Annotated in this window: 14 protein-coding genes and 6 pseudogenes; 12 read left to right on the top strand and 8 right to left on the bottom strand. The window is 69.8% G+C overall.

What is annotated here, in order from left to right:
• Positions 1-188 precede the first annotated feature (188 nt).
• Positions 189-710: a cupin domain-containing protein gene (locus ACZ7OO_RS42250; RefSeq protein ID WP_471512713.1), complete on the bottom strand. Its 522-nt coding sequence runs from the start codon at positions 708-710 to the stop codon at positions 189-191.
• Positions 711-1267: 557 nt separating this feature from the next.
• Here ACZ7OO_RS42250 and ACZ7OO_RS42245 point away from each other — a divergent pair.
• Together ACZ7OO_RS42245 and ACZ7OO_RS42240 are read left to right on the top strand one after the other, a co-directional pair.
• Entirely contained in the window at positions 1268-2569 is a 1302-nt protein-coding gene (locus tag ACZ7OO_RS42245) for an epoxide hydrolase family protein (RefSeq protein WP_471512719.1), read from the top strand.
• Between the two features lie 676 nt (positions 2570-3245).
• Positions 3246-3659, top strand: a complete 414-nt coding sequence (locus ACZ7OO_RS42240) for a hypothetical protein (RefSeq protein ID WP_471512712.1) — start codon at positions 3246-3248, stop codon at positions 3657-3659.
• Between the two features lie 171 nt (positions 3660-3830).
• On the opposite strand, the pseudogene ACZ7OO_RS42235 reads toward ACZ7OO_RS42240, so the two are convergent.
• Both ACZ7OO_RS42235 and ACZ7OO_RS42230 read right to left on the bottom strand, forming a co-directional pair.
• Positions 3831-5436 (bottom strand): annotated as a pseudogene (locus ACZ7OO_RS42235) (ABC transporter substrate-binding protein).
• Between the two features lie 884 nt (positions 5437-6320).
• A complete protein-coding gene (locus ACZ7OO_RS42230) occupies positions 6321-7295 on the bottom strand; it encodes an aldo/keto reductase (protein WP_471512711.1) in 975 nt (324 codons plus the stop codon).
• Positions 7296-7508: 213 nt separating this feature from the next.
• On the opposite strand from ACZ7OO_RS42230, the gene ACZ7OO_RS42225 reads away from it, so the two are divergent.
• Positions 7509-8429 (top strand): helix-turn-helix transcriptional regulator, encoded by a 921-nt coding sequence (locus ACZ7OO_RS42225; protein WP_471512710.1) that lies wholly within the window; start codon positions 7509-7511, stop codon positions 8427-8429.
• A gap of 960 nt (positions 8430-9389) precedes the next feature.
• Here ACZ7OO_RS42225 and ACZ7OO_RS42220 read toward each other — a convergent pair.
• Positions 9390-10034, bottom strand: coding sequence for a DsbA family oxidoreductase (locus ACZ7OO_RS42220; protein WP_471512709.1), 645 nt, complete (start codon positions 10032-10034; stop codon positions 9390-9392).
• A gap of 286 nt (positions 10035-10320) precedes the next feature.
• Here ACZ7OO_RS42220 and ACZ7OO_RS42215 point away from each other — a divergent pair.
• Positions 10321-10887: pseudogene (locus ACZ7OO_RS42215) on the top strand (ThuA domain-containing protein); the annotation flags it as partial.
• A gap of 257 nt (positions 10888-11144) precedes the next feature.
• On the opposite strand, the gene ACZ7OO_RS42210 reads toward ACZ7OO_RS42215, so the two are convergent.
• Positions 11145-12953, bottom strand: coding sequence for a penicillin-binding transpeptidase domain-containing protein (locus ACZ7OO_RS42210; protein ID WP_471512708.1), 1809 nt, complete (start codon positions 12951-12953; stop codon positions 11145-11147).
• 126 nt (positions 12954-13079) lie between these two features.
• Positions 13080-13661 carry a TetR/AcrR family transcriptional regulator gene (locus ACZ7OO_RS42205; RefSeq protein ID WP_471512707.1) on the bottom strand — a complete coding sequence of 194 codons (582 nt, stop codon included), beginning with the start codon at positions 13659-13661 and terminating at the stop codon, positions 13080-13082.
• A gap of 165 nt (positions 13662-13826) precedes the next feature.
• Here ACZ7OO_RS42205 and ACZ7OO_RS42200 point away from each other — a divergent pair, with 165 nt between their 5' ends.
• Positions 13827-14162: a cupin domain-containing protein gene (locus tag ACZ7OO_RS42200; RefSeq protein WP_471512706.1), complete on the top strand. Its 336-nt coding sequence runs from the start codon at positions 13827-13829 to the stop codon at positions 14160-14162.
• Between the two features lie 364 nt (positions 14163-14526).
• Here the strand turns inward: ACZ7OO_RS42200 and ACZ7OO_RS42195 are convergent.
• Positions 14527-15053: pseudogene (locus ACZ7OO_RS42195) on the bottom strand (ATP-binding cassette domain-containing protein).
• Between the two features lie 233 nt (positions 15054-15286).
• Between ACZ7OO_RS42195 and ACZ7OO_RS42190 the strand changes: the two are divergent.
• The 4 genes and pseudogenes from ACZ7OO_RS42190 (at position 15287) to ACZ7OO_RS42175 (ending at position 17691) form a co-directional block, all read left to right on the top strand.
• Positions 15287-16030, top strand: coding sequence for an SDR family NAD(P)-dependent oxidoreductase (locus ACZ7OO_RS42190; protein WP_471512705.1), 744 nt, complete (start codon positions 15287-15289; stop codon positions 16028-16030).
• Positions 16031-16044: 14 nt separating this feature from the next.
• A pseudogene (locus tag ACZ7OO_RS42185) lies at positions 16045-16719 on the top strand (molybdopterin-dependent oxidoreductase).
• Positions 16719-17420 (top strand): annotated as a pseudogene (locus tag ACZ7OO_RS42180) (FAD-binding oxidoreductase). Before ACZ7OO_RS42185 ends, ACZ7OO_RS42180 begins: the two co-directional pseudogenes overlap by 1 nt.
• Positions 17417-17691: pseudogene (locus ACZ7OO_RS42175) on the top strand (DUF6510 family protein). The pseudogenes ACZ7OO_RS42180 and ACZ7OO_RS42175 overlap by 4 nt, the downstream one beginning before the upstream one ends.
• Before the next feature lie 142 nt (positions 17692-17833).
• Here ACZ7OO_RS42175 and ACZ7OO_RS42170 read toward each other — a convergent pair.
• Positions 17834-18529 (bottom strand): type 1 glutamine amidotransferase domain-containing protein, encoded by a 696-nt coding sequence (locus ACZ7OO_RS42170; protein WP_471512704.1) that lies wholly within the window; start codon positions 18527-18529, stop codon positions 17834-17836.
• Positions 18530-18898: 369 nt separating this feature from the next.
• On the opposite strand from ACZ7OO_RS42170, the gene ACZ7OO_RS42165 reads away from it, so the two are divergent.
• The 3 genes from ACZ7OO_RS42165 to ACZ7OO_RS42155 all read left to right on the top strand — a co-directional run bounded on the left by ACZ7OO_RS42165 (position 18899) and on the right by ACZ7OO_RS42155 (position 21798).
• Positions 18899-19738, top strand: a complete 840-nt coding sequence (locus ACZ7OO_RS42165) for an oxidoreductase (protein ID WP_471512703.1) — start codon at positions 18899-18901, stop codon at positions 19736-19738.
• Positions 19739-19804: 66 nt separating this feature from the next.
• Positions 19805-20458, top strand: a complete 654-nt coding sequence (locus ACZ7OO_RS42160; protein WP_471512702.1) for a mycothiol-dependent nitroreductase Rv2466c family protein — start codon at positions 19805-19807, stop codon at positions 20456-20458.
• A gap of 407 nt (positions 20459-20865) precedes the next feature.
• Positions 20866-21798 carry a zinc-binding metallopeptidase family protein gene (locus ACZ7OO_RS42155; RefSeq protein ID WP_471512701.1) on the top strand — a complete coding sequence of 311 codons (933 nt, stop codon included), beginning with the start codon at positions 20866-20868 and terminating at the stop codon, positions 21796-21798.
• The last annotated feature ends 120 nt before the right edge of the window (positions 21799-21918 follow it).

Genomic DNA, 21918 nt, shown 5'->3' with positions numbered 1-21918 from the left:
GAAGGCTCCGGCAGCACACGGCCCGCACGGTGACGGCCCCCCGGCGTGCGGGCGACGTGAATGCGTCGTCGCGCCCCGTGGAGGCACCTCACCGGCGGGCCGGTCGCGCGCCGATCGGGGTGCGCCACCGTGCCGGTGCGCCGGGCCACCGTGCCAGCCGGACGGTCGTCGGCTGCCCCGCGCCGGCGTCAGTCGCGGTCGGGCAGCATGTCCGTGCTGTACTTCTCCCACAGCTCCGGGTCGATCGCGGCCTCGTTGGCGGCCTCGTCCACGATCTTCGGCAGCACGCCCGGGATGGCCTTCTGACCGCCGGCGAGCATCAGGTTCTCGAAACCGCCCGGGGTGAAGAGGACCAGCATCTTGGCGGGCTGGAAACCGTGGTTGAAGAAGCGGTGACGGGTACCGCGCGGAACGAAGTAGAAGTCGCCGGGGCCGGCCGCGATCTTCTGGTCGCCGTTGAGGAACTCGAGTTCGCCGGAGATCAGGTAGAAGGCCTCGTCGTGCAGGTTGTGCGCGTGCGGCGACGCACCGACGCCGGGCGGCACGATGCCTTCGATCAGGGTCAGCGAGCCGTTCGTGCTCTCCGCGTCCGCCTTGAGCGTGTAGGTGTCCCCGACAACCCACTTGGTCTCGCCCTGGCCGGCCGGGACGTACACCCCGCTGCGCCTGGTGTAGCGGGGGTCGTCTTCGTGCGGATCAATGATGGACATGGCACATACCTCTCGTGGAGACAAGGAAGCGTCGGGAACCAGAAACCCTGTGCAAGGGGCCGAGCAGGCCGGCCGAAGGGGGCGGTTCCCTCCCGAAGGCGTGAGACGCGCGGGACTTCCCCTCATATGTCCACGGTCGTGGACTTAGTTGCACCCTAAACGATTCCGAGGTGGCGTGCAATGCGCACGGACGGCGCCGACGGCCCCCTCGGAAGAAGTGCCGCTCACCGCCGCACCCCGGCGCCCGGCCCGGCGTCGCCCCGTGGACGCCGAGTTGCACGTTTACCCAGCGATAGGTATCGTCACTTACAGTAACAATCGGTCGCGTCGAGGGCCCCGGACCACGCGACTGCAGAGGTGGACGCGCAGGGACCCGCACGTGGCACTGGAGTCCAGCGCGCGGCACCTGGCCTGGAGGTCCAGCACGCGCTCCCCGCCGTGGCCGACCGGCGGAGCGGTCGTCGAGGAAGCCCCACCGAGCGCTCCGCGCCCGGAACCGGAGACCAGCCAAGGAGATCCGCCATGCCTCCCTCAGTGCGCACTCTCACCGGAACTTCATCTCCACGTCTGCCGCCGCGTTCGCCGCGGCGGCCGGCGGGACCCTGGGTCTGCAAGGCCGGGCCCACGCCGGGGAGGAGCGCACTGCGGGACCGGCCGCAGCGACCGAGCGGCAGGGCATCCGCCCCTTCCGCGTGCACGTCCCGGAACGGGACCTCACGGACCTGCGCCGTCGCATCGCGGCGACGCGGTGGCCCGACCGGGAAACGGTGCGCGACCAGTCCCAGGGCGTCCAGTTGGCCACCCTCAAGGAACTCGTCCACTACTGGGGGACGACGTACGACTGGCGTCACCTCGAGGACAGGCTCAACGCGCTGCCGCAGTACGTCACCGAGATCGACGGGCTCGACATACATTTCATCCACGTCCGCTCCCGCCACCCGAACGCGCTTCCCCTCCTCCTGACCCACGGCTGGCCCGGCTCCGTCCTGGAGTTCCTGAAGGTCATCGGGCCGCTCAGCGACCCCACGGCCCACGGCGGACGCGCTGAGGACGCCTTCCACCTCGTCATACCGTCGATGCCCGGCTACGGCTTCTCGGGGCGGCCCAAGAGCACCGGCTGGAACCCCGACCGCATCGCGCGCGCGTGGGCCATGCTGATGGAGCGGCTGGGATACGACCGCTACGTGTCCCAGGGCGGCGACTGGGGCGCCGTCATCTCGGACAAGATGGCCGTGCAGCGGCCCCCGGGACTGCTCGGCATCCACGTCAACTTCCCGGCCACGGTCCCGCCGGAGATCGCCGCGAAACTCGCCTGCGGTGCCCCCGCACCGGCCGGCCTGGGCACGGAGGAGAGGGCCGCCTTCGACAAACTGGCCGCCTTCGACAAGACCGGGTCCGGATACTCGGCCATGATGGTGACCCGTCCTCAGACCGAGGGGTACGGGCTGACGGACTCCCCCGCCGGACTGGCCGCCTGGATGTACGACAAGTTCGCGGCCTGGACCTACAGCGGCGGCCAGCCCGAACGCGTGCTGACCAAGGACGAGATGCTCGACGACATCACGCTCTACTGGCTCACGAACACCGCCGTCTCCTCCTCCCGTCTGTACTGGGAGAACAACGCCAACAACTTCAACGCCGTGTCGGTGTCGCTGCCGACCGCCATCACGGTGTTTCCCGGCGAGATCTACCAGGCACCGCACAGCTGGGCCTCGCGTGCCTACCACAAGCTGTTCTACTACCACCGGGTCGACAAGGGCGGCCACTTCGCGGCCTGGGAGGTCCCCGACCTCTTCTCGAGCGAACTCCGGGCGGCGTTCCGTTCGCTGCGCGGCGCGCGTACGAGCGGCGGGAAGTAGACCGGCCACCGGCCGCGACGTGAAGGGTACGGGTTCGGCCGGCCCGCCGCGCCGCGAGGGAAGCGGCGGCTCGTCCCCCGCTTCCCTCGCGGTCGAAAGCCTCCCGCCCCCGCTGTTCAGCCGTAGACGGGAGGCTGCACGCTGTGGTCGATGACGTAGCGGAAGGATGCCTCCTGAGGCGCGCGGCGCTGTCCTGGCTGCCCCAATACAGGAACTGGGTGTCCGGCATGACCGCCAGGGTGAACTGCGGGGCCGTCGGATTCGGCCGCCACGACCCGGCTCTTGCGCTTCCGGCGGGGTCCGCGGCGAACGCGGGCGCCGCGCCGAGCGCGGTGGCGCCGGTGGCCGCCGCTCCCGCACCGGCCAGCGCGGCGCTCCGCGGAAACCCTCACCGGCTCTGGTCGGCCTGCTGCCCTGACGACGTGTCCGTGGGAGCACATGATAAACCTTCCCGAAGACAGTTGAAAACGAAGGTCGATCACCTTTGTGTCCAGGCTTGGAAGCCCACGTCGACCGGCATCCGCAGAAAGCCTCGCGGGCATGGACCAGGACCAAATTCAATGCACTAATTGACAGTGCAACCATATTTTGTGATGCTGATGTGGCGGCAGAAGCGACTTCGAAGAAGTTGTTCCTGCTGTCCGCCGAGTATTACCCATGAGTAAATGAGGCCCGTGTGAGTAACGTAGAACCCGCAGTCCTGGTGCGCGAATTCTGGGAGCAGTTCGGACCGACCTGCGACGACGCGATCGCCACATGCAAGCGGCTCGTCGACGAGAACGTGTCGTGGGAGTCGGTCCTCGCGGAGGCCAAGCCGGTCCGGACTCTCGACGCGCTGGTGGAAGACCTCGAGCGAGCCCGCAGGGACCTCGGCGCCGAGGGCTACAGCTTCGAGGTGAAGTACATCGCGGAGGTGGGAAACGTCGTCCTGAGCCAGCGCATCGAGAAGATCCTGGACAAGGACGGGAAGGTCATGCTCGTCTTCGACGTCATGGCACTGTCCAGGGTGGAGAACGGCAAGATCACCTGGAACCGCGACTACTTCTACAACACCCAGCCGGAGGCGTGGGGGCGCGACACCGGCGCCTGACCGGACAACCGGTGACGGCCCGTCGGATCTTCCGGCGGGCCGTTTTCCTGCGGCTGCCGCTGCCGCCGCCCCGACCGGTACCGGGCACGATGCCACAGCCGGCCGACGGTCAGCGACCGGGCCCGGGCGACCGAGAATCAGGGTCACCGGGCCGCCGATCCGGAGGCGGGATCAGTCACCCACGCCACGGCTGAGTACCCACAACTGCAGGGCCGAGGACGAGTTGAGGGCATAGGCGGTGCCGGTGATGTCACTCCGCGCGGCGACGTACTCCTTGCCCTGCCACAGCGGCAGGACCGGAACGTCCTCGGCGACGATGTCCTAGATCCGCATCAGGGTGGGCCTGGCGGCGAGCTGGCCGGAGGAACGCCGGGACTCGGGGATCAGCGTACGCTGGATGGTGCTGTTGGAGTACGGCGAGCCGAGAAAGTTGTCCTTGTCGAGGAACGGCGCGGGGAAGTTGTCGGCGTCGGGGAAGTCGGGGAACCAGCCCATACCGAAGACGTCGTACTTGCCCTTCTGCTCGGCGGGCCGGAAGGTCGCCCAGGGGTGACCCTGGACGGAGGCGTCGAACAGGCCGCTGTCGTTGAGCTGCTTCTGCAGGATCTGGAACTCCTGCTGGGTCGCCGAGCCGTAGTGGTCGGTGGTGTAGTGCAGGGTCAGCTTCACCGGAGTGGTGATGCCGGCCTGGGTGAGCAGCTGCTTGGCCTTGGCGACGCTGGGATTGCCGTACGTGTTGAAGAACGAATTGGAGTGCCCGGTGATGGTGGCCGGGACCAGCGAGTACAGCGGCTCGGCCTGGATCCCGTAGACCTTGGAGACGAGTTCTCCGCTGTCGACGAGCTGGGCGACCGCCTGGCGCACGGCCTTGGACTTGACTTCGGGAGCGCCCGTGTTGAAGGCCAGGTAGCGGATCTCCAGGCCCGACATGTCGACCAGGCCGACGTCGCCGTCCGTGTCGGAGTCCAGCTTGCGGATCTGCGCGGGCGTCATGGCCCGGATCATGACGTCGATGTCGCCCTTGTCGATCGCGGCGCCCATGGCCTGCGCGTCGGTGAAGGTGCGCACGACCACCTTGTCGTTCTGCACCTTCAGACTGCCCTGGTAGGAGGGGTTCTTGACGAAGGTGACATCGGCGATCGAGTCGTCAGTGAGGTCGGCCTTGAACGTGTACGGCCCCGAGCCGTCCACCTGGAAGCCGTCGCGCAGTTCGTCCTTGCGGTAGTCCTTCGGGTCGACGATGCCCGCGACCGGGGTGGTCAGCTTGTAGGGGAAAGTCGCGTCGGCCGTCTTGAGGTGGAAGATCACCTCGCGGTCACCCTGCGTCTCGATCGTGTCGATGGTGCTCAACAGGCCGGCGACGCCCGTCTCGGCCTTCAGGCGGAGGGACCGCTCGATGGAGTACTTGACGTCGGCGGCCGTCACGTCGTCGCCGTTGGCGAACTTCAGGCCGTCGCGCAGTTTGCAGACGTAGCGTTCGCTGCCCTTGTCGGTGAATCCGCAGCTCTCGGCCGCCTCCGGCACCGGGCTGCCCTCGCCCTCGGGCGTGATCATCAGTATCTGGATGGTCTGGCGCAGCAGGTTCCAGGTGCTGGTGTCGTACGTGTAGGCGGGGTCCAGAGGCGCCGGGGCCTCCTTGGTGGCGGTGAATCGGTCGGTGGGTGCCGACGACGATGGCCTTGCCGCCCTGGCCCCCGCTCCCGGACCCTCCACACGCGACGAAGACTGGGGTGAGCAGGCCGGCCACTGCCGGCAGTACCAGCGTCTTGCGGTTCATGCGGGAGTTTCTCCAGAGCTGTTCGGGTCCGTGTCCCGGCATGCATGGGTGGCGCGGCAGGGTCACGCGGCCCAGGCGATGTCCGCAAGGGTCAGCACCCGTGGGACGGTCCGAGGGGTCCGCGTCCAGACTCCCCGGCAGCAGTCGGGTGCGTGCACATCGAAGGCACGACAGCGAAAGGGCTAACATTTGACAGTTCAACTTTAAGAAGGTTCCCGGCAACTGTCAACGCACGCCGGAGCAACCGGAGCACGCGGCGGCGACTGGCGCACAAGATATACCTCGACTGCCAACAAGCCAGCTGTTTCGGCCGGTTCACGGGCGAAGCAGGCAACAGGTTTCTCTTGGTGTGTGTCCTGAAACGGTGTCACCCGGGCGGTTGGAGCACCTTGTGCCGGCGCCACCGGGCGGCCCGTGGCTGTCACGGTGTGCTCCGCGACGCCCGCCGCACGCGACAACCTCCACTCGTCGCCGTACCTGCCGGCGGCCCGGTCGAAAATCACGTGAACCTTCCAGACGGTCCGCTGCGTATCCCAACGAAGGGACTTCTGGTGCCGGTCACCACCAGGCAGCAGGGCGGCCCGGCCACCCCTTCCGGCGGTCCCGGTGCGTACCGTGTACGCGACACGGACCGGGACCGCACACCAGCCCGCACACCGCCGTGACGCGGCTTCCACGCCGTCGGGCACGGCCGTCTGCGCGGGCTGAGCGCTCTTCCGGGACGGGAACCCGGTCCCGGCCCCTTCGGTCCCTGGTTCCCACGCCGCATCCGGCAGCTGTGCGCTCGTGGCAGGCGACGCGGTGGGGCGGCACGTGCCGAAGGGCGCGGCATGCGGCCGCGCCCTTCGGCGGGAGTCGGCGCCGGCGAACGCCGGGCGGAACGGTCAGTACCGGGCGCCCACGGGGGCCGGGATGGCGTCCAGGTCGGCGAGGTCGGCCGGGGACAGCTTCAGGTCTGCGCCGCCCGCGTTGTCGGCGAGGTACTTCGGGGTCTTGGTGCCAGGGATGGGCACCACGTGCTCGCCCTGGGCGAGGAGCCAGGCCAGGGCGACCTGGGCCGGAGTAGCGCCGATGCGGTCGCTGATCTCGCGCACCTTGGCCGCGATGTCGAGGTTGGCCCGCAGGTTGTCCTGCTGGAACCGGGGCAGGCGCCGGCGCTGGTCGTTCTCCGGCAGCTCGTCGAAGGAGCTGAAGCGGCCGAGGAGGAAGCCGCGGCCGAGCGGCGAGTACGGCAGCAGGGCGATGCCCTGTTCCTTGCAGTACGGCAGCACCTCGGCCTGGACGTCGCGGGTCCACAGGGAGAACTCGGACTGCACGGTGTGCACCGGGTGGACGGCCTGGGCGCGCTTGATCTGCTCCACGCTCACCTCGGAGAGACCGACGAAACGGACCTTGCCGGCGGCGACTGCCTCAGTCAGGGCGCCCCAGGTCTCCTCGAAAGGGACCTCGGGGTCCACGCGGTGAAGCTGGTAGAGGTCGATGTAGTCGGTGCCCAGACGGCGGAGGCTGGCGTCGACGGCTGCGCGGACGTGCTCGGGCCGGCCGTTGGGCTTGACCAGCGGGGCACCGCCGGGGCCGCCGGTGGGATCGATGCACTCCATGCCCACCTTGGTGGCGATCACGGCATGGTCGCGGCGGTCGGCCAGGGCCCGGCCGACGAGTTCCTCGTTCGTGTACGGGCCGTAGACGTCGGCGGTGTCGATCAGGGTCATGCCGAGGTCGAGAGCCTGGTGGATGACGGAGACGGAGGTGGCTTCGTCACGGGGGGAGGCCATGTCGTAGGCGAAGCTCATACCCATCGCGCCGAGGCCGATGACGCCGACCTGCGGTCCGTGGCTGCCCAGGGTGGTGTTGCGCATGTTGTGTTCTGCCTTCGTACCGAAACGGGGGCTGCCGTTGCACAGCCCGTGGACGGGGAGCCGCTGGATCGACGACCTCCCGGCGGCTCCTTCACTGTCCCGCTCCCGGCGTGCGCGTGGCAGGCCGGACGACGCCGGGGAGCGGTGTTCCAGGGAGTGACGCGGCCCCCCACGGCGGCCTCAGCAGGTGGACTTCACTGGCACACTTGCTGCATGAGCCCTGACCAGCACAGAAACGACCTGGCGGGGTTCCTGCGCGCCCGCCGCACCCAGGTCACCCCGGAGCAGGTCGGTCTTCCCACGGGACCGGGTCCGCGCCGCACCCCCGGACTGCGCCGCGAGGAGCTGGCCACCCTGGCCGGGGTCAGCATCGACTACTACACCCGGCTGGAACGCGGCAAGGAGACGCGGCCCAGCCCCTCGGTCGTCGACTCGCTGGCCCGCGCGCTGCATCTGCAGGAGGAGGAGCACGAGCACCTGCGGCAACTGGCCGCCCGAGCCGCCCGCACTGCCCCCGAACCGCCCGCAGCGCCGAGCCGCACGGTGCGGCCCGGTGTCAAGCTCCTGCTGGAGAAACTGCGCCCCAGCCCCGCCTACGTCCTCAGCCGGACCCTGGACATACTGGCCGCCAACCCCGGCGGCCTGCACCTGTACGCCGGCATCGAGGACTGGCCGGCCAAGCAGCGCAATCTGGCCCGCTACTACTTCCTCCACCCGGGCGCGCGGGACCTCTTCCCCGAATGGGAGACGCGCATCCGCGGCTGTGTCGCACGCCTGAGGGCGCTGGCCGGCACCGATCCGGACGCCCCCGACCTCGCCCAGCTCGTCGGCGAACTGATGCTCAAGAGCGCCGACTTCGCCCACCTGTGGGCGCGCTACGACGTCCGCGGGCACCGCCCGGGCACGAAGCACTTCCACCATCCTCAGGTCGGGGACGTCACGCTCGGCTACCAGTCCATGCAGCTCGAAGGCACCCCCGGTCACCGCCTCGTCGTCTACTACGCCGACGTGGCGAGCGCCGACCACGACGCGATGGCGCTGCTCGACATGCTCGCCACGCCCGCGGCCTCCGGCACCGCCGACCCCACGGAGGCACCGGCTCCCGATGAGCGGCCCCGACCGGGACGCCGCTGACCGGGCCGGGCCCGTCACCAGCCCGGCGTGGCGGTCGAGCCGGACGGGGGACGGCGTCGAAGCCCGCGCCCGGCCGGACGGGGCCGGTGCTCCCGCGCCGCACCGGCCGGCCGGATCGCGGCCGGCATGGCGTCATGACACGGCGCAAGCAGGTCGCAGCAGCGGCGTTCACGAGCGGTACGGAGTGGTCGAGCCGCTCCGGATCCGGCGCGATCGGCGCGCTCGCCAGCCGCGGCCTGCGCCGCCGGCACGGACCGCCGCGGGACCGGGTTCGCCGGCAGGCGGTTGCTGATCGGCCGTCGGGCGCGTTTGCACGCGCGGCGCCGAGGTTGTCCACGGCCGTCGCCGGAGCCGGTTAGTCGCTTTACCGGTGAACCTCTCCCAGCCGTGGTTCGCGGTCCGGTCGGCGCTGAGGGGCGCCGTGCCGTTGTTCGGGGTCACGCACATGTCGTCGGCCTCGGCCTGCAGCATCACGGTCCCGTTCGCGTCGTGGCTGGTGGAAGGTCCACAGCCCCGGGGCGTGGTGCGGTTCGCGATGAGCGGATCGGGCCAGCGTTGTCCGCGGTGACGAAGAGGCCCACGGCGAGCCCTGGGGCCCGCGCAGCTGGTGGCCGAGACGCCGTTCGTCACCCTGGCGCCGAAGCGTCCGAGGCCGGTCACCACGACATACGTGTCTGCTCCCCGCGGCCCTGTCGCGCCGGCGTTCCAGCAGGCGGGCGCGGGCGGGCGCACATGCGCCCTGTGCGGCGACGCCGCCGGGCGGGTGCGGGCTGGGCAGGGACGGGCTGCGCCCGCTGAGCGCCGGCTCGGCCGGCCGTCCCTGGCCGGCCCGACCGACTCCGGCCCGCCCGCCGCCGAGCGGCTGCGGCGCCCGCCCCGGCTCCCGTGGCTGGGGCCGGGGCGGTCAGGGCAGCGCAGGGCGGGCGACCGCCCCGGACCCGGCCCGGCGCGGGCACGACCTCACGCCGCGGCCCGATCCTCCCAGGCCTGGTCCAGTGCCCGGGTGAGCACCTCCGGCGACTGCACGCCGCTCACTCCGTACTGCCGGTTCAGCACGAAGAAAGGCACACCGGTGGCACCCAGGTCGGCCGCCAGCTGCTCATCGGCCCGCACCTCCGCCGCGAACGCCTCCGGGTCGTCGAGCACCGCTCGGGCCTGCGCCGCATCCAGGCCCGCTTCGACGGCCAGACTGATCTGCGTCTTCCGGTCGTAGACCGAACGCTCCTCGGCGAAGTTGGACCGGAAAGCGAGGGCCATGAACTCGGCCTGCCGACCCTGCGTCTTGGCGAAGTGGATCAGTCGGTGCAGATCGAAGGTGTTGCCGAAGACGCGTCCGCCGATGCGGAAGCCGAGGCCCACCTCTCGCGCCATGGCCGCGGCCTGCTCCTCCCTGGCGACCTGCTGCTCCCGGGTGCGCCCGTACTGTGCGGCGACCGCGTCGATGATCGGCACGCTGCCGTTCTCCGCCTGGGGGTTCAGCTCGAACGACCGGTGCACGACCTCGACCTCGTCGCGGTGGGCAAAGGCAGCGAGCCCCTGTTCGAAGCGGGCCGTCGCGACGTAGCACCACGGGCAGGCGATGTCAGCCCAGATTTCGACACGCATGTTCGACCTTTCCTGTCGTCGGTTTCATAACCGTTCGTGACGTCTCGGCCAACCCGACGAATCGGATAGTCGACTGTCCCCTCATAGTAGACGACCGGACGCCTATGTGCGCGGCGGCAAGTCGCACATCGAGCCGACCGCCCCCGCACGAAACCTTCACAGCCGCCGAACCCTGCATGCATCTCGCGTTGGTCCGGACCTATCCATTGGCATGAACACGATCTAACGTGGTGAATGCGCCGGCACACGGCACGCCCCCACAGTCACGCACGAGGAAGGCCTTCACATGGTCAGACCCCGTACGGAAGTCGCCCGGCTGCGCCCCCTCCTGAGACTGCTCGCCCTGTTCGCCGTAGTGCTCGGGCTCCAAACGGGCCCGGCGCACCCGACCCACGCCGCGACCCCGTTCAAGGTGCTCGCCTTCTACGACGGCACCTACGACGCGGCGCACATCAGCTTCGACCACGAGGCGAACGCGTGGTTCCCGCAGGCCGGGGCGCAGAACTGGGCTTCCGGAGCAACTCCTGGGGCCCGACGTCGGAGACCCTGAGGATCGAGGACTCCGAACACCCGGCGACCGCCGGACTGCCGGCCCCATCACGTCATCGGTCAGCGAGTGGTACAGCTGGCAGAATGACCTGCGCCTGAACCCCGACATCGACATCCTGGCGTCGATGGCCCCCTCCACCTTCCGATCGGCACCGACCCGAACCACACCTGGTACAGCGGCTACTACCCGATCGTGTGGTCCAACCGCTACTTCAGGATCGTCTACAACAACTTCGGCCACAACGCGATGGACTACTGGACCAACACCAACCTGTCGTCGACTTTCCCGAGCGCCGCGCAGAACCCAGTCTGAAGGCTCCTCAACACTGTCTGGGGGCAGGTGAGTCCAAGCCGCCGACGGCTGGTCGGCCGGTCCGCCTGGGACGGCGACGGGCGGACCGGCCGCGTCCCAGCGCCGGGAAGGACACGGCGAAGCACTCCTCCGAACGTTCGCTTCAGCAACGAATGCCAACCTCCTCCAGCCGCCAAGTGACTGACGTCACCCCTCATTCACTCCTTGCCCAACCGGCGTTCAAACCGATTTAGTGACGCTGCGGCCGACTACTGAACCGGTGTTTGGCGGCCCAGCTCCTCGGCGCATGCGCTGTCCCTCGGCAGGGCCGGCGCCATCGGCCTCGTGCTCACCCGGACCCGGGTCTCATCGGCGCGGACCCCTTCCACCCGGCGTTCATCGCCGACATCGAAGCGGTTCTGTCCGAGCAGGGCGACGGCCTGGTCCTGCACGTCACGTCCACCGACCGCGAGCAGGCCCTGTACGAGCGGCTCGCGGCGGACCGGAGGGTCGACGGCGTGCTGCTCACCGACCTCAGGGTGGACGACCCGCGCCCCGCGCTCACCGCGTCGCTCGGCCTGCCGACCGTCGTCCTGGGCCGGCCCGAGTGGGCCGGCGGTGCGGGCGGAGATCGGGTGGGGCGCCGTGTCCTGGTGCTGGTCGGGCAGGATGATCGGCTGCCTGAACCCGGCGCCCCGGACGGTGGCCGCCACCGACGCCATGAACAGGGGCGTGGCCGTGACCTTGCCCTGGCCGATGAACTGGGCCGCCTCGTCGCCGCCCTGGACGTCGATGGGGATGCTGGGGTCGGTGGTGGCCACGCCGCCGCCGATGGACCAGCTGCCCATGCCGAAGACGTTCACGGACTCATCGTGCAGGGCGGACGCGTCGTCGCCCTGCACGAGGTGCTCCGCGCGACCTCCAGCCGCACGCTCTCTCCGTGACCGAGCTTGTGCACAGAACCCCTCCTTGATGAAGGAGGTGTTGCACGACACGGCGAAGGCCTGCGCGAGCGTGGAGCTGGAATTCACCCGCATTCCCGGATCGTTGTGGAAGACCTGACCGCCGGCGGTGGCCTTCGCCGTGCAGGGCGCGGTGCTGCTCGGGGTGAGACCCACCCGGTCGATCAGCGCCGCCGAGGTGATGATCTTCATGTTGGAGCCGGGCGACTTGATGCCGTCGATGGCGATGTCGCCGTCGGCACCGGTGTGGGCCACGGCGAGGATGTGGCCGTTCCTCCAGTCGAGCGCCACGGTCCCGGCGGGCTTGTCCTGGAGGTGGCTGTCCTTCACCGCGGTCTCCGCGACCGCCTGGAGCCCGGCGTCGATGGTCGTCCGGACGGCCGGGGTCTGCCCCTTGGAGAAGAACCGGAGCGTCTTGACGCCCTTGCCCGTGCCGTGGACCACCGCCACGCCCGTACCGGTGTTCACGGCGGCGGGCTTGGCGTTCTTGCGGATCGTCGCCGTGATGTCCCGCAGCGACGGGAAGGCGGACAACTCCGTCTTCCCGTCGGCGGCGACCACCTTGGCCGGGACCGCGCCCGGCGGCAGCGAGCCCGCGCTCAGCGACTCGCGGTCAACCAGCCCCGGGTAGAGCACCGAGTTGTTCCAGTGGACCGCCAGCACTCCGTCGCTGCTCTGCCGCACCGCCACCGCGCTCGCGTAGTTCCAGGTGCCTCCCGCGACCTGCGCGGTGACATCGAAGGTGATCTTCGTCGCGCCCTTCGTCACCGACGAGGGGCCAGAGCATGGCCGAACGACACCTTCGTCAGGTGCAGGCCGCGCGTGTACCCCCGCAGCGCCACTGAGGCCGCGTGCGGCACGTCGGTGTCGTTCGCCGCACTGTCCAGTTGCTGATGAGACCTTGGCGAGGAAAGAGCGGGCGAAGGTCAGCGCCTTGTCGTTCGGCGGCGGGGTGCTCGACACGGACGCGGTGTCGAAACCCCGCGCAGTCTTGGTCCGGCCCGCGGAACCCAGGCCGGAAGCCAGTCCGTCGGCCACGTTGTAGGCACCCATTCCGGCAAGGAAGAGCAGCACCGTACCCGACCCGGCGAGGCCGATCTTCACAGCTTTCTTCATACAGGGATCCTGTGTACGACACACATACGTGTGTGTCTCGAGGTCATCGAACGTGTCGTCACTCACCGGTGTACGTCTCTCACCTCGACGGCAAGGGGACCCGGGGCACCACTCCGGAACCGGGCGTCAGCGCAGCGCGGCCACGGCCATCCGGAGGAGCACGGACTCGGCATGGTCCCACGTCCAGCCGCTCTCGACCACCAACGTCCGCCGGCCCGGGGGGCCGAACCAGTACCAGAGCAGGTCAGCCGTCTCCTCGACCGGGCAGAAGGGCGGCGCGTCCAGCGTGTGCAGATGGCGGGCGACGGCGCGCAGCGATTCCCGGTAGGCCGCGGTGGTGCGCTCCCAGAGTGCCTCGCCGTTCTCGTGGACGGGCAGCGCCTTGTGGATCGCCTCGTGCACGGCGAACTGGCTCTCGTTGCCCGTACGCGTCCCGCGGGCGAGTGCCTCGAGAACCGCCTGCGCGGTCCGCAGGGTCAGCATCGCAGTCGTGGCCTGCTCGTACCCGGAGTCGACCACGCCCTGATCCACGATCCGGTTCAGGATGTCGCTCTTGCTCCCCACACTCGCGAACACGGTCTTCGACGCGACTCCGGCGGCCGAGGCGATGTCGGCGACAGTCACCCGTCCGTAGCCCCGCTCGGCGAAGAGCTTCGTGGCGCAGCGCAGGATGAGCTCCCGCGTACGGGTGGCGCCCTGCTCGCACAACGGGACACGTATGAGCGCTTCGCCGACATGAATGGGCGCCCTCGCTGTGCGGCCTCTCCCCGCCTTCGCGCATCGCCAAGGTGGGGTTCACCTCTTTGGTCGTAAGGACGACATATACACCTCAACAAGGACGACGCGTCTGTCACTGTCGAGACCCCGGGATACGTGGGCAAGTGGGCCGAGTTGGGCGACATGCACTACGCCTTCGGGACCTGCGCGAACGGCTACAGCATGGACGACCTCCTCACCGCGTTCCCCGACCGGGCGTGCCCCGTCGAGCACTTCGGTTACCTCTTCCGCGGCGAGGTGCGCGTGGAGTACACCGACGGCAGTCAGGAGTTCCTCAAGGCCGGCGACGCCTTTTACATCAAGCCGGGTCACCGCCCCTACATGAGCGCCGAGACCGAACTGCTCCAGCTGACCCGGGTCGCCGACCACCACCACCTCGTGAAGACGTTCTCCGAAGCCGGCCTGCTCGGTGAGGGACCTGCCGAGCAGTGACCAGCCGTGCGCACGGGCGGAAGCGGGCCGGCCGGCCCAGGTGCCGGGGCCGACGCAAGGTGCGACCGCGGCCGGTCAGTGGCCGAGGTGCCACTGACCGTTCTTGACCTCCAGTACGGCCAGCGCGCTCGTCCGCAGCCCCGAGTGCTGCGCGGGAGAGTTCTGGATCCGGCCGAGAGCCCGTCGAAACCGAGGTGCTCCAGGCTGTCGCGGACCTCCACCCCGTCGGTGGTCTTGGCCTGCTCGATGGCGTCGGTGAGCATGACCAAGGCGTCGGCGGCGAACGAGGAAAAACCCGAGTACGCCCCGAAGTGCGTGGTGTAGTCCTGGTACCACTTCTTCTGGGCACGCACCTGCGGGGTGTTCAGGTCACATCGTCGATGCCGAGCACCGGTTCGTCCAGCAGCAGACCGGGCTCCGCGGCCAGCGCCCGCGCGATCTCCACCCGACGCTGCAGCCCGTAGGCGAGGGTGCCCGCCCTGTCCTGCGCATGCGGGGCGACACCGGCGTCTTCGAGGAGCCTGTGTGCCTCACGGCGGTCGGCAGCCATCCGCCGGCGTGCCAGTGGGATGCCGAGGGTGCCGGCCGCCGCCAGACCGCGGCGCCGCGCGAGCCGGGGAATCAGGACGTTGTCCAGTACGGACAGGGACTCGAAAACCTGCAGGTTCTGGAAGGTCCGGCTGACGCCCGCACGCGCGATGCGATCGGCCCTTCGGTGGCCGAGGTCGGTGCCGTCCGGGAGCGCCCGTCCTGAGGTCAGGCGGGTGATGCCGACAGCGCGTTGAGCAGTGTGGGCTTGCCCGCGCCGTTGGGTCCGATCAGGGCGACGATGCCGCCCTCCGAATGCCGGAACGACAGGCCGTCGAGTGCCGCAACGCTTCCGAAGCGCACGGTCGCGGCGGATACGTCCAGTACACAGGTCACCACCTACGTGCCTTTCTGGACATGACACCTTCCAAGCCGGGGCCGTGACACCGCATCCCGGCCGAGTCACGTGTGGACGTCAATCACCGGCATCCCGCAAACGCCGCAGCGAGCCGAGCGCCAGCCGAAACCGGATCACAGCTCGCTTGTATATGCAATTACATGCTGCTGATCGAGCAAGCAGGAAAGGACCGAGGCACATGTCAGCCAGGCTCGCGGGGAAGACCGCGTTCGTCACCGGTGGTTCGCGCGGTATCGGGGAGGCGGTGGTCAAGCGACTGGCCACCGAGGGCGCTAACGTCGCTTTCACCTACATCAGCTCCGAAGCCCGCGCCGACGGTGTCGTGAAGGCCGTACAGGCCGCAGGCGGAACGGCCATCGCCCTTCGGGCCGACAACGGCGACCCGAAGCAGGTCAAGCAGGCCGTGGCCGAGACCGTCCGGCGGTTCGGCAGCCTGGACGTGCTCGTCAACAACGCCTTCTCCGCGATCGTGGGACCTTTCGCGAGTTATTCGCTAGAGGATTTCGACACGATGGTTGCCGTGAACCTCCGCGGGTACTTCGCCACCACCCAGGAAGCGGTGGCGCACATGGACCGCGGAGGCCGCATCGTCAACATCGGCAGCATCCTGGCGGAACGGCAGCCCCCGGGCGTGCTAGGGACTTCGGTGTACGCCCTGTGCAAGTCGGCCGTTGCCGGCCTGACACGGAGCCTGGCCCGCGAGCTGGGGCCCAGCGGCATCGCCGTCAACAACATCCAGCCCAGCGCCGTCGAGACGGACAACGTTACCGTGGAGATCGCGGAGTTCTGGCGCCCTCTGACGCCGGCCGGACGTAACGGTGTCCCCGCGGACATCGCCGGCGCGGTCGCCTTCCTCGCGGGTCCCGAGGCCGGTTTCGTCAACGGCGTCACGCTGAACGTCGACGGTGGGTTCGCCTCCTGACATGCTCGCACCGAGTGGTCGTGCGGGCCCGGCCCTTTGGAAGACTAGGGTGGTGCTCCCCGGAGGAAGATGACGTCCGTGAGTTCGTTTTCGCCCGGCTTCCACGGCCATTCCGGTTCCCTGGCGGACCGGCTGCGCCCGGACAGTATCCGACCGAGTCGTTCCCTGTCTTGTCCACGGTCCCCACGCCCCGCGTCCCCACGGAGACCTCGAGCTTCACCGTGACCAGGGAGTCCGGTGAGACATGTGAGTGGACCTGGGACCAGATGATGGCCCTGCCGCAGCAGGAGACGGTCCAGGACATCCACTGCGTCACCCGCTGGTCGAAGTTCGACACACGCTGGGGCGGGGTGCCCCTGGACGCGTTCCTGGAGGACGTCGACACGGACGCCGGCTATGCGGTCGTCAGCAGTTACGGCGGCTACACCACCAACCTTCCGCTCTAGACTACTAGCTAGGACCTCCTCGACGGCCGGGCCTGGATCGTCCACACCTACGACGGCTTCCCCCTCTCGCCCGAGCACGGCGGCCCCGCGCGCCTGCTCGTGCCTCACCTGTACCTGTGGAAGTCGGCGAAATGGGTGCGCGGGCTGCGCCTGACCCACGAGGACGATCCCGGCTTCTGGGAGTCGGTCGGCTACCACAACTACGGCGACCCCTGGCGCGAGCAGCGCAACTGGGGGGACTGATGCGCCTGGCCTGGTCCGGCGCGCCTCATCGGGCGCCGTCCCCAGACAGCGACCGCCCGCTCCGTGACCTTCACCATGCCGGGCTGGCCGGGGCACCTGGCTGGACAGCACGTCGACGTACGTCTCACCGCCGAGGACGGCTACCAGGCCGTACGCAGTTACTCGCTCGCGGCGCCGGCGCACGGCGAGCGGATCGAACTGGGCGTGCAGGCCGTGCCCACGGGGGAGGTGTCACCGTACCTGGCCGACGAACTGCTCCGCGGCGCGAACGTGGAGGTGCGCGGGCCGCTCGGGAACTGGTTCGTGTGGCGGGCCGAGGGGCCGGGGCCGGTACTCCTGGTCGCCGGCGGTTCGGGCATCGTCCCGCTGGCGATGATCCGGGCACACCGGCGCGCGGACGACCGCGGCCCCGTCCACCTGCTTACTCCGTGCGCAGCCTGGACGACGTCTGGTACCGCGAACTCGCCGGGACGGCCCCGCACCTGGCCGTCCGCCTCCTGTACACACGTCGGGCGCCGGCTGACGGCGACCGGCCTGCCGGCCGTGTCACACCGGCCGACCTGGACCAGGCGCTGGCCGCCCTGCCACCGGCCGACCCGGTCTACGTCTGCGGTCCAACCGGCTTCGTCGAGACGGTCGGCGACCTGCTGGTCGACCGGGGGCGCGACCCCGCCATCATCCGCACCGAACGCTTCGGATGACCCGCCCGCACACCTGCGGACGCGCTGCTCGCACGGGAGACCCCACGATGACCGACACCACCACCCACCTCGACGGCAACTGCCTCGCCGGTCCGCTCTCGGAGATCCTCGCGGTGGAGCCCACCGCCGCGTGGTGGCGCTGCCCGGAGTGCGCGCGGTCGGCCCGCTGGCCCAACTCCACGTCTACGGCCCGGACCCCGGGCTGACGGCTCGCTGTCCGGGCTGCGCGTACATCGCGCTGCGCCTGGTCAGGGAGGGGGACCACATCTGACTGAGCGTCGGCGGCGGCAGCGGTGCGGTCCGCTTCTCGACCGCGTAGCGGCCGCCGCGCGGCGGCCGCGCACGACGCCCGCGGCCGGCCCGCGCGGAGTCGCACACCGCGCGGGCCGCCCGCGAGCAGCAGGGTCACGCGGTCACTTGAGGAGTTCGAGCAGCCGGTCCGCGAGGACCGCGGCGGAGTGGGGGTTCTGCCCGGTGATGAGATTGCGGTCCTCCACCATGTACGGCTCCCAGATCGGACCCCGGCTGAAGTCGACGCCGACCTTGTCCTTCAGCTCGGTCTCCAACAGCCACGTCGACCTGGAGGCCAGACCCACCGCGTCCTCCTCCTCATCGGTGAAACACGTCACCCGATACCCCTTGAACGGCGACTCACCGTGAATCCTCGTCGCGAGCATCGCCGCCGGCGCGTGGCAGACGATCGCGAGCGGCTTGCCCGAGGCCAGCTGCGCCGTCAGCAGACGTCCGGCGTCGGCGTCGAACGCCAGGTCCGACATCGGCCCGTGCCCGCCCGGCAGGTACACCGCGTCGTAGTCCTCCAGACGCACGTCCGACAGCTTCAGCGGCCGCCGCATCACCTCGGCGGAACGGATGACGGACTCCAGTTCCAGAGCCCCCTCCTCACCGCCGGCCATCGACGGCCGCAGACTCATCATGTCGACGTTGGGCACCACGCCGTTCGGCGTCGCGACCACGACCTCGTGTCCGGCCTCCGTGATCGCCTTGTACGGCATCGCGAACTCTTCGGCCCAGTAACCCGTCGCATACCTGGTGCCGTCCTTCAACACCCAGTACGTCGCCCCGGTCACTATGAACAGGACTCTCGCCATGGCACCTGACCTCCTAGCCCCGAAACGGCGCGCATGCGCGCCGGGGGACGGACGGATCGGATTCGGTTCGGACAGACAGGGGAAGCGCTCGATGCAGATGGTTGACCGTTCTCCGAGCTCCCCCCATTGCACGCCCGGTACCACGGTCCGGCAACTCGGCGGGGATTTCTTGCTGCCCGCCTGCTCCCCGGCCCCCGTGCGCAACGCGGCACAGCAGCGGCGGCGGGGATCTTTGACACGGGGAAGCCGACCGGCTACCTTGATAGACGACCGGTCACCTACTAGTCCCGGACCGACCGGACCCAAGAGCCGGACGCCCGAAGAAGTCCACGATGCACCACCAGCAGCCCACGCTCCGCAGGAGACTCAATGAGCAGGACGTTCCTCATCACCGGCGTCAGCAGCGGCCTGGGCCGGGCCTTCGCCCAGGCGGCCGTTGACGCCGGACACCTCGTCGTCGGCACCGTCCGCGATCCGAAGCAGGCCGAGGCCTTCGAGGCACTGGCCCCCCAACGGACCGTGGCCCGGCTGCTGGACGTCACCGACGACCGCGCCGTCACAACGGTGGTCGACGACGTCGAGCGGACCGTCGGTCCCATCGACGTGCTGATCAGCAACGCCGGGTACGGCCTGGAGGGCACCGTCGAGGAGACCTCCATGGAGGATGTGCGCCGGCAGTTCGACGTCAACGTCTTCGGCAGCGTCGCCGTCATCAAGGCGGTCCTCCCCCACATGCGGCGCCGCCGCCGCGGCCACATCTTCACCCTGTCCTCCATGGCGGGGCTCACGGCACTGCCCGGGGTCGCCTTCTACGGCGCGAGCAAGTTCGCCATGGAGGGCATCGCCGGATCGCTGGCCCAGGAAGTCGCAGGGTTCGGCATCCACGTGACCTCCCTGGCGCTGGGCTCGTTCCGCACGGACTGGGCGGGCCGCTCGATGACCCGGGTGCCGCGCACCGTGCCGGACTACGACGACGTGTTCGGGCCGGTCCGTGCCGCCCGGCAGGCGAAGGACGGCAACCAGGCGGGCGACCCCGCGCGCGCCGCCCAGGCCGTGCTCCAGGTCCTGGACAGCGACCGGCCGCCGGTCCACCTAGTGCTCGGCAGTGACGCCGTGCGCGTTGTGGAGCAAGGGCAGCGGCAGCTGGCCGACGATCTGGCCGCCTGGTCCGAGCTGTCGGCCTCCACCGACTTCCGCACCGACGACTGACCCTCCCCGGCCCCGACGGCACCCGCAGCAACGCCGACACCCGCAGCAACGTCAAGAGGAGTTCCCATGTCCGCGACCGCCTCCGCCGAGTCCCCGACCCCTGTCGACTTCTGGTTCGACCCCGTCTGCCCGTGGACCTGGCTGACGTCCCGCTGGATCCTGGACGTCGCCGAGCGGCGCCCGGTGAAGGTGTCCTGGCACGTCATGAGCCTGTCCGTGCTGAACGAGAACCGGCTGGACGAACTGCCCGAGCGCATCCGCGTGCTGATGGGCGAGGCCTGGGCGCCGGTACGCGTCCTGACCGCCGCCCGCCTCGCCCACGGCCCCGAGGTGCTCGAACCGCTGTACGCCGCCCTGGGCACCCGCTACCACCTGCGGGAGGAGCCGAAGAACCGGGCCACGCTGGAAGCCGCCCTGCAGGACGCGGGGCTGCCCACCGACCTGGCCGCCGCCGGTGACACCGACCGCTACGACGAGGAGCTGCGCGCGTCGCACAGCCGGGGGATCACCCTGGTCGGCCAGGACGTCGGCAGTCCCATCATCGCCGTTCCGGGCGCAGACGCCGGCAGCGACCCGGTCGCCTTCTTCGGTCCGGTCGTGAACCCCGCCCCCAAGGGCGAGGACGCCGCCCGGCTCTGGGACGGCGTGATCACGGTGGCCTCCACGCCCAACTTCTACGAGATCAAGCGCACGCGCACCACCGGCCCCGATTTCAGCTGACGCGCCCGGCCGGCCGATCGGCACGTGCCCTCACGGGCACGTGCCGCGGCATGCGGCTGCCAGCATCCCGGCCGCGCGGGCGACACGTGTCTCCCCCGGCGCCGCCGATGTGCACACGTCCATACACGTACCCGCGCTTCACAGCGACCGCTCACCGGCGTCGACGGGCGCCGCCAACTGGTCGTTCCCACCATTCAGTTAGACTCCGCACCGGCATGAGCTCGCTGCCGCGCCGGCCTCGGACACACCTCGGCCCGGACTGTACACCCGCGGGCTTCGATCAACCCGGATGCGCCGGGCACAGGTGTGAGCCTCCTCCCGGTCGGCGCGCCGGGGCCGGCGGACGGCGGCGAGAGCCTCTGACCGCTGAGCCCCTCCGTCCCCGACCATCGAGGAACGACACGGACGTGAACGATCTGAACATGGGCCGCAGACGCCTGCTCAAGATGTTCGGCCTGAGTGCCACCGCGACGACGGCGGTCGTCCTCCAGGCCGACCCGGTGCTGGCGGCGACCCTGGGATACGACGAGAAGACGGGGGTCTCCCCCGCCTCCTACGAGCCCCCCACCGGCCTCGCGAAGAACACGGAGGCCAAGCAGACTGCCCTGGACTGGATCGGAGCCAACGAGGGGGCGATCACCAAGCTGAGCGACGAGGTGTGGGAGCACGCCGAGCTGTCGCTGCGGGAGTGGAAGTCCTCGCTCGCCACCGCGCGCCTGCTGCAGGACGAGGGCTTCACCGTCGAGTGGGGATCCGCCGGCTTCCCCGTCCGCCTTCGTCGCCACCTACGGGGACTCCGGCCCCGTTCTCGGGTTCAACGCGGAGTACGACGCGCTGCCGGGCTCTCCCAGAAGCAGGGCAGCGGCTGCCACGACCCGCTGGTCTACAACTACGACGCCTACGGCCCCTCGTACGGCGCCGGACACGGCGACGCCCACAACGCCCTCGGCACCGGCGGCACGGCCGCCGCCATCGCAGTGGCCCACGCGATCCGCGCGCACGAACTGAAGGCCACGGTCAAGCTCTTCGGCAGCGCCGGGGAGGAGCAGCTGGTCGGCAAGGCGTACGCAGTCAAGGCCGGTGTGTACGACGGGCTCGACGCCTTCCTGGACTCACCCCTTCAACATCACGGTGCCGTTCTGGAACACCACCAGCGCCCTGATATCGGCCACCTTCACCTTCCTCGGCGCCTCCGGGCAAGGCGGCACGCCGCCCGGCAACAAGAGCGGCCTGGACGGTGCCCTGCTGATGGCGACGATGTCGGAATACCTGCGCGAGAAGAACGTCGCGCCCTCGGGCCGTTTCCACTACGCGGTCATCAACGGCGGCGGCGCTCCTAACCTCGAAGTTTCGTGACGGTCCGCCGACGGAGTCGGTGGACCGTTTTCGTGCCGTGGGCTGAGGGGTGGGCAGGTCGAGGGCCCGAGTGTCGTCTCGGGGTGGCGCCGGGTTCCACTGCT

Source organism: Streptomyces sp. NPDC111744, from assembly GCF_055634995.1.
The sequence above is the reverse complement of the archived record's forward strand: the minus strand, read 5'-3'. Positions and strand labels throughout refer to the sequence as shown.

Bases quoted from the DNA above. Each gene is read 5' to 3' on its own strand.
- ACZ7OO_RS42250 (WP_471512713.1), bottom strand. From the start codon at position 710: ATGTCCATCATTGATCCGCACGAAGACGACCCCCGCTACACCAGGCGC.
- ACZ7OO_RS42230 (WP_471512711.1), bottom strand. From the start codon at position 7,295: ATGCGCAACACCACCCTGGGCAGCCACGGACCGCAGGTCGGCGTCATC.
- ACZ7OO_RS42225 (WP_471512710.1), top strand. From the start codon at position 7,509: ATGAGCCCTGACCAGCACAGAAACGACCTGGCGGGGTTCCTGCGCGCC.
- ACZ7OO_RS42220 (WP_471512709.1), bottom strand. From the start codon at position 10,034: ATGCGTGTCGAAATCTGGGCTGACATCGCCTGCCCGTGGTGCTACGTC.
- ACZ7OO_RS42210 (WP_471512708.1), bottom strand. From the start codon at position 12,953: ATGAAGAAAGCTGTGAAGATCGGCCTCGCCGGGTCGGGTACGGTGCTG.
- ACZ7OO_RS42190 (WP_471512705.1), top strand. From the start codon at position 15,287: ATGTCAGCCAGGCTCGCGGGGAAGACCGCGTTCGTCACCGGTGGTTCG.
- ACZ7OO_RS42170 (WP_471512704.1), bottom strand. From the start codon at position 18,529: ATGGCGAGAGTCCTGTTCATAGTGACCGGGGCGACGTACTGGGTGTTG.
- ACZ7OO_RS42165 (WP_471512703.1), top strand. From the start codon at position 18,899: ATGAGCAGGACGTTCCTCATCACCGGCGTCAGCAGCGGCCTGGGCCGG.
- ACZ7OO_RS42160 (WP_471512702.1), top strand. From the start codon at position 19,805: ATGTCCGCGACCGCCTCCGCCGAGTCCCCGACCCCTGTCGACTTCTGG.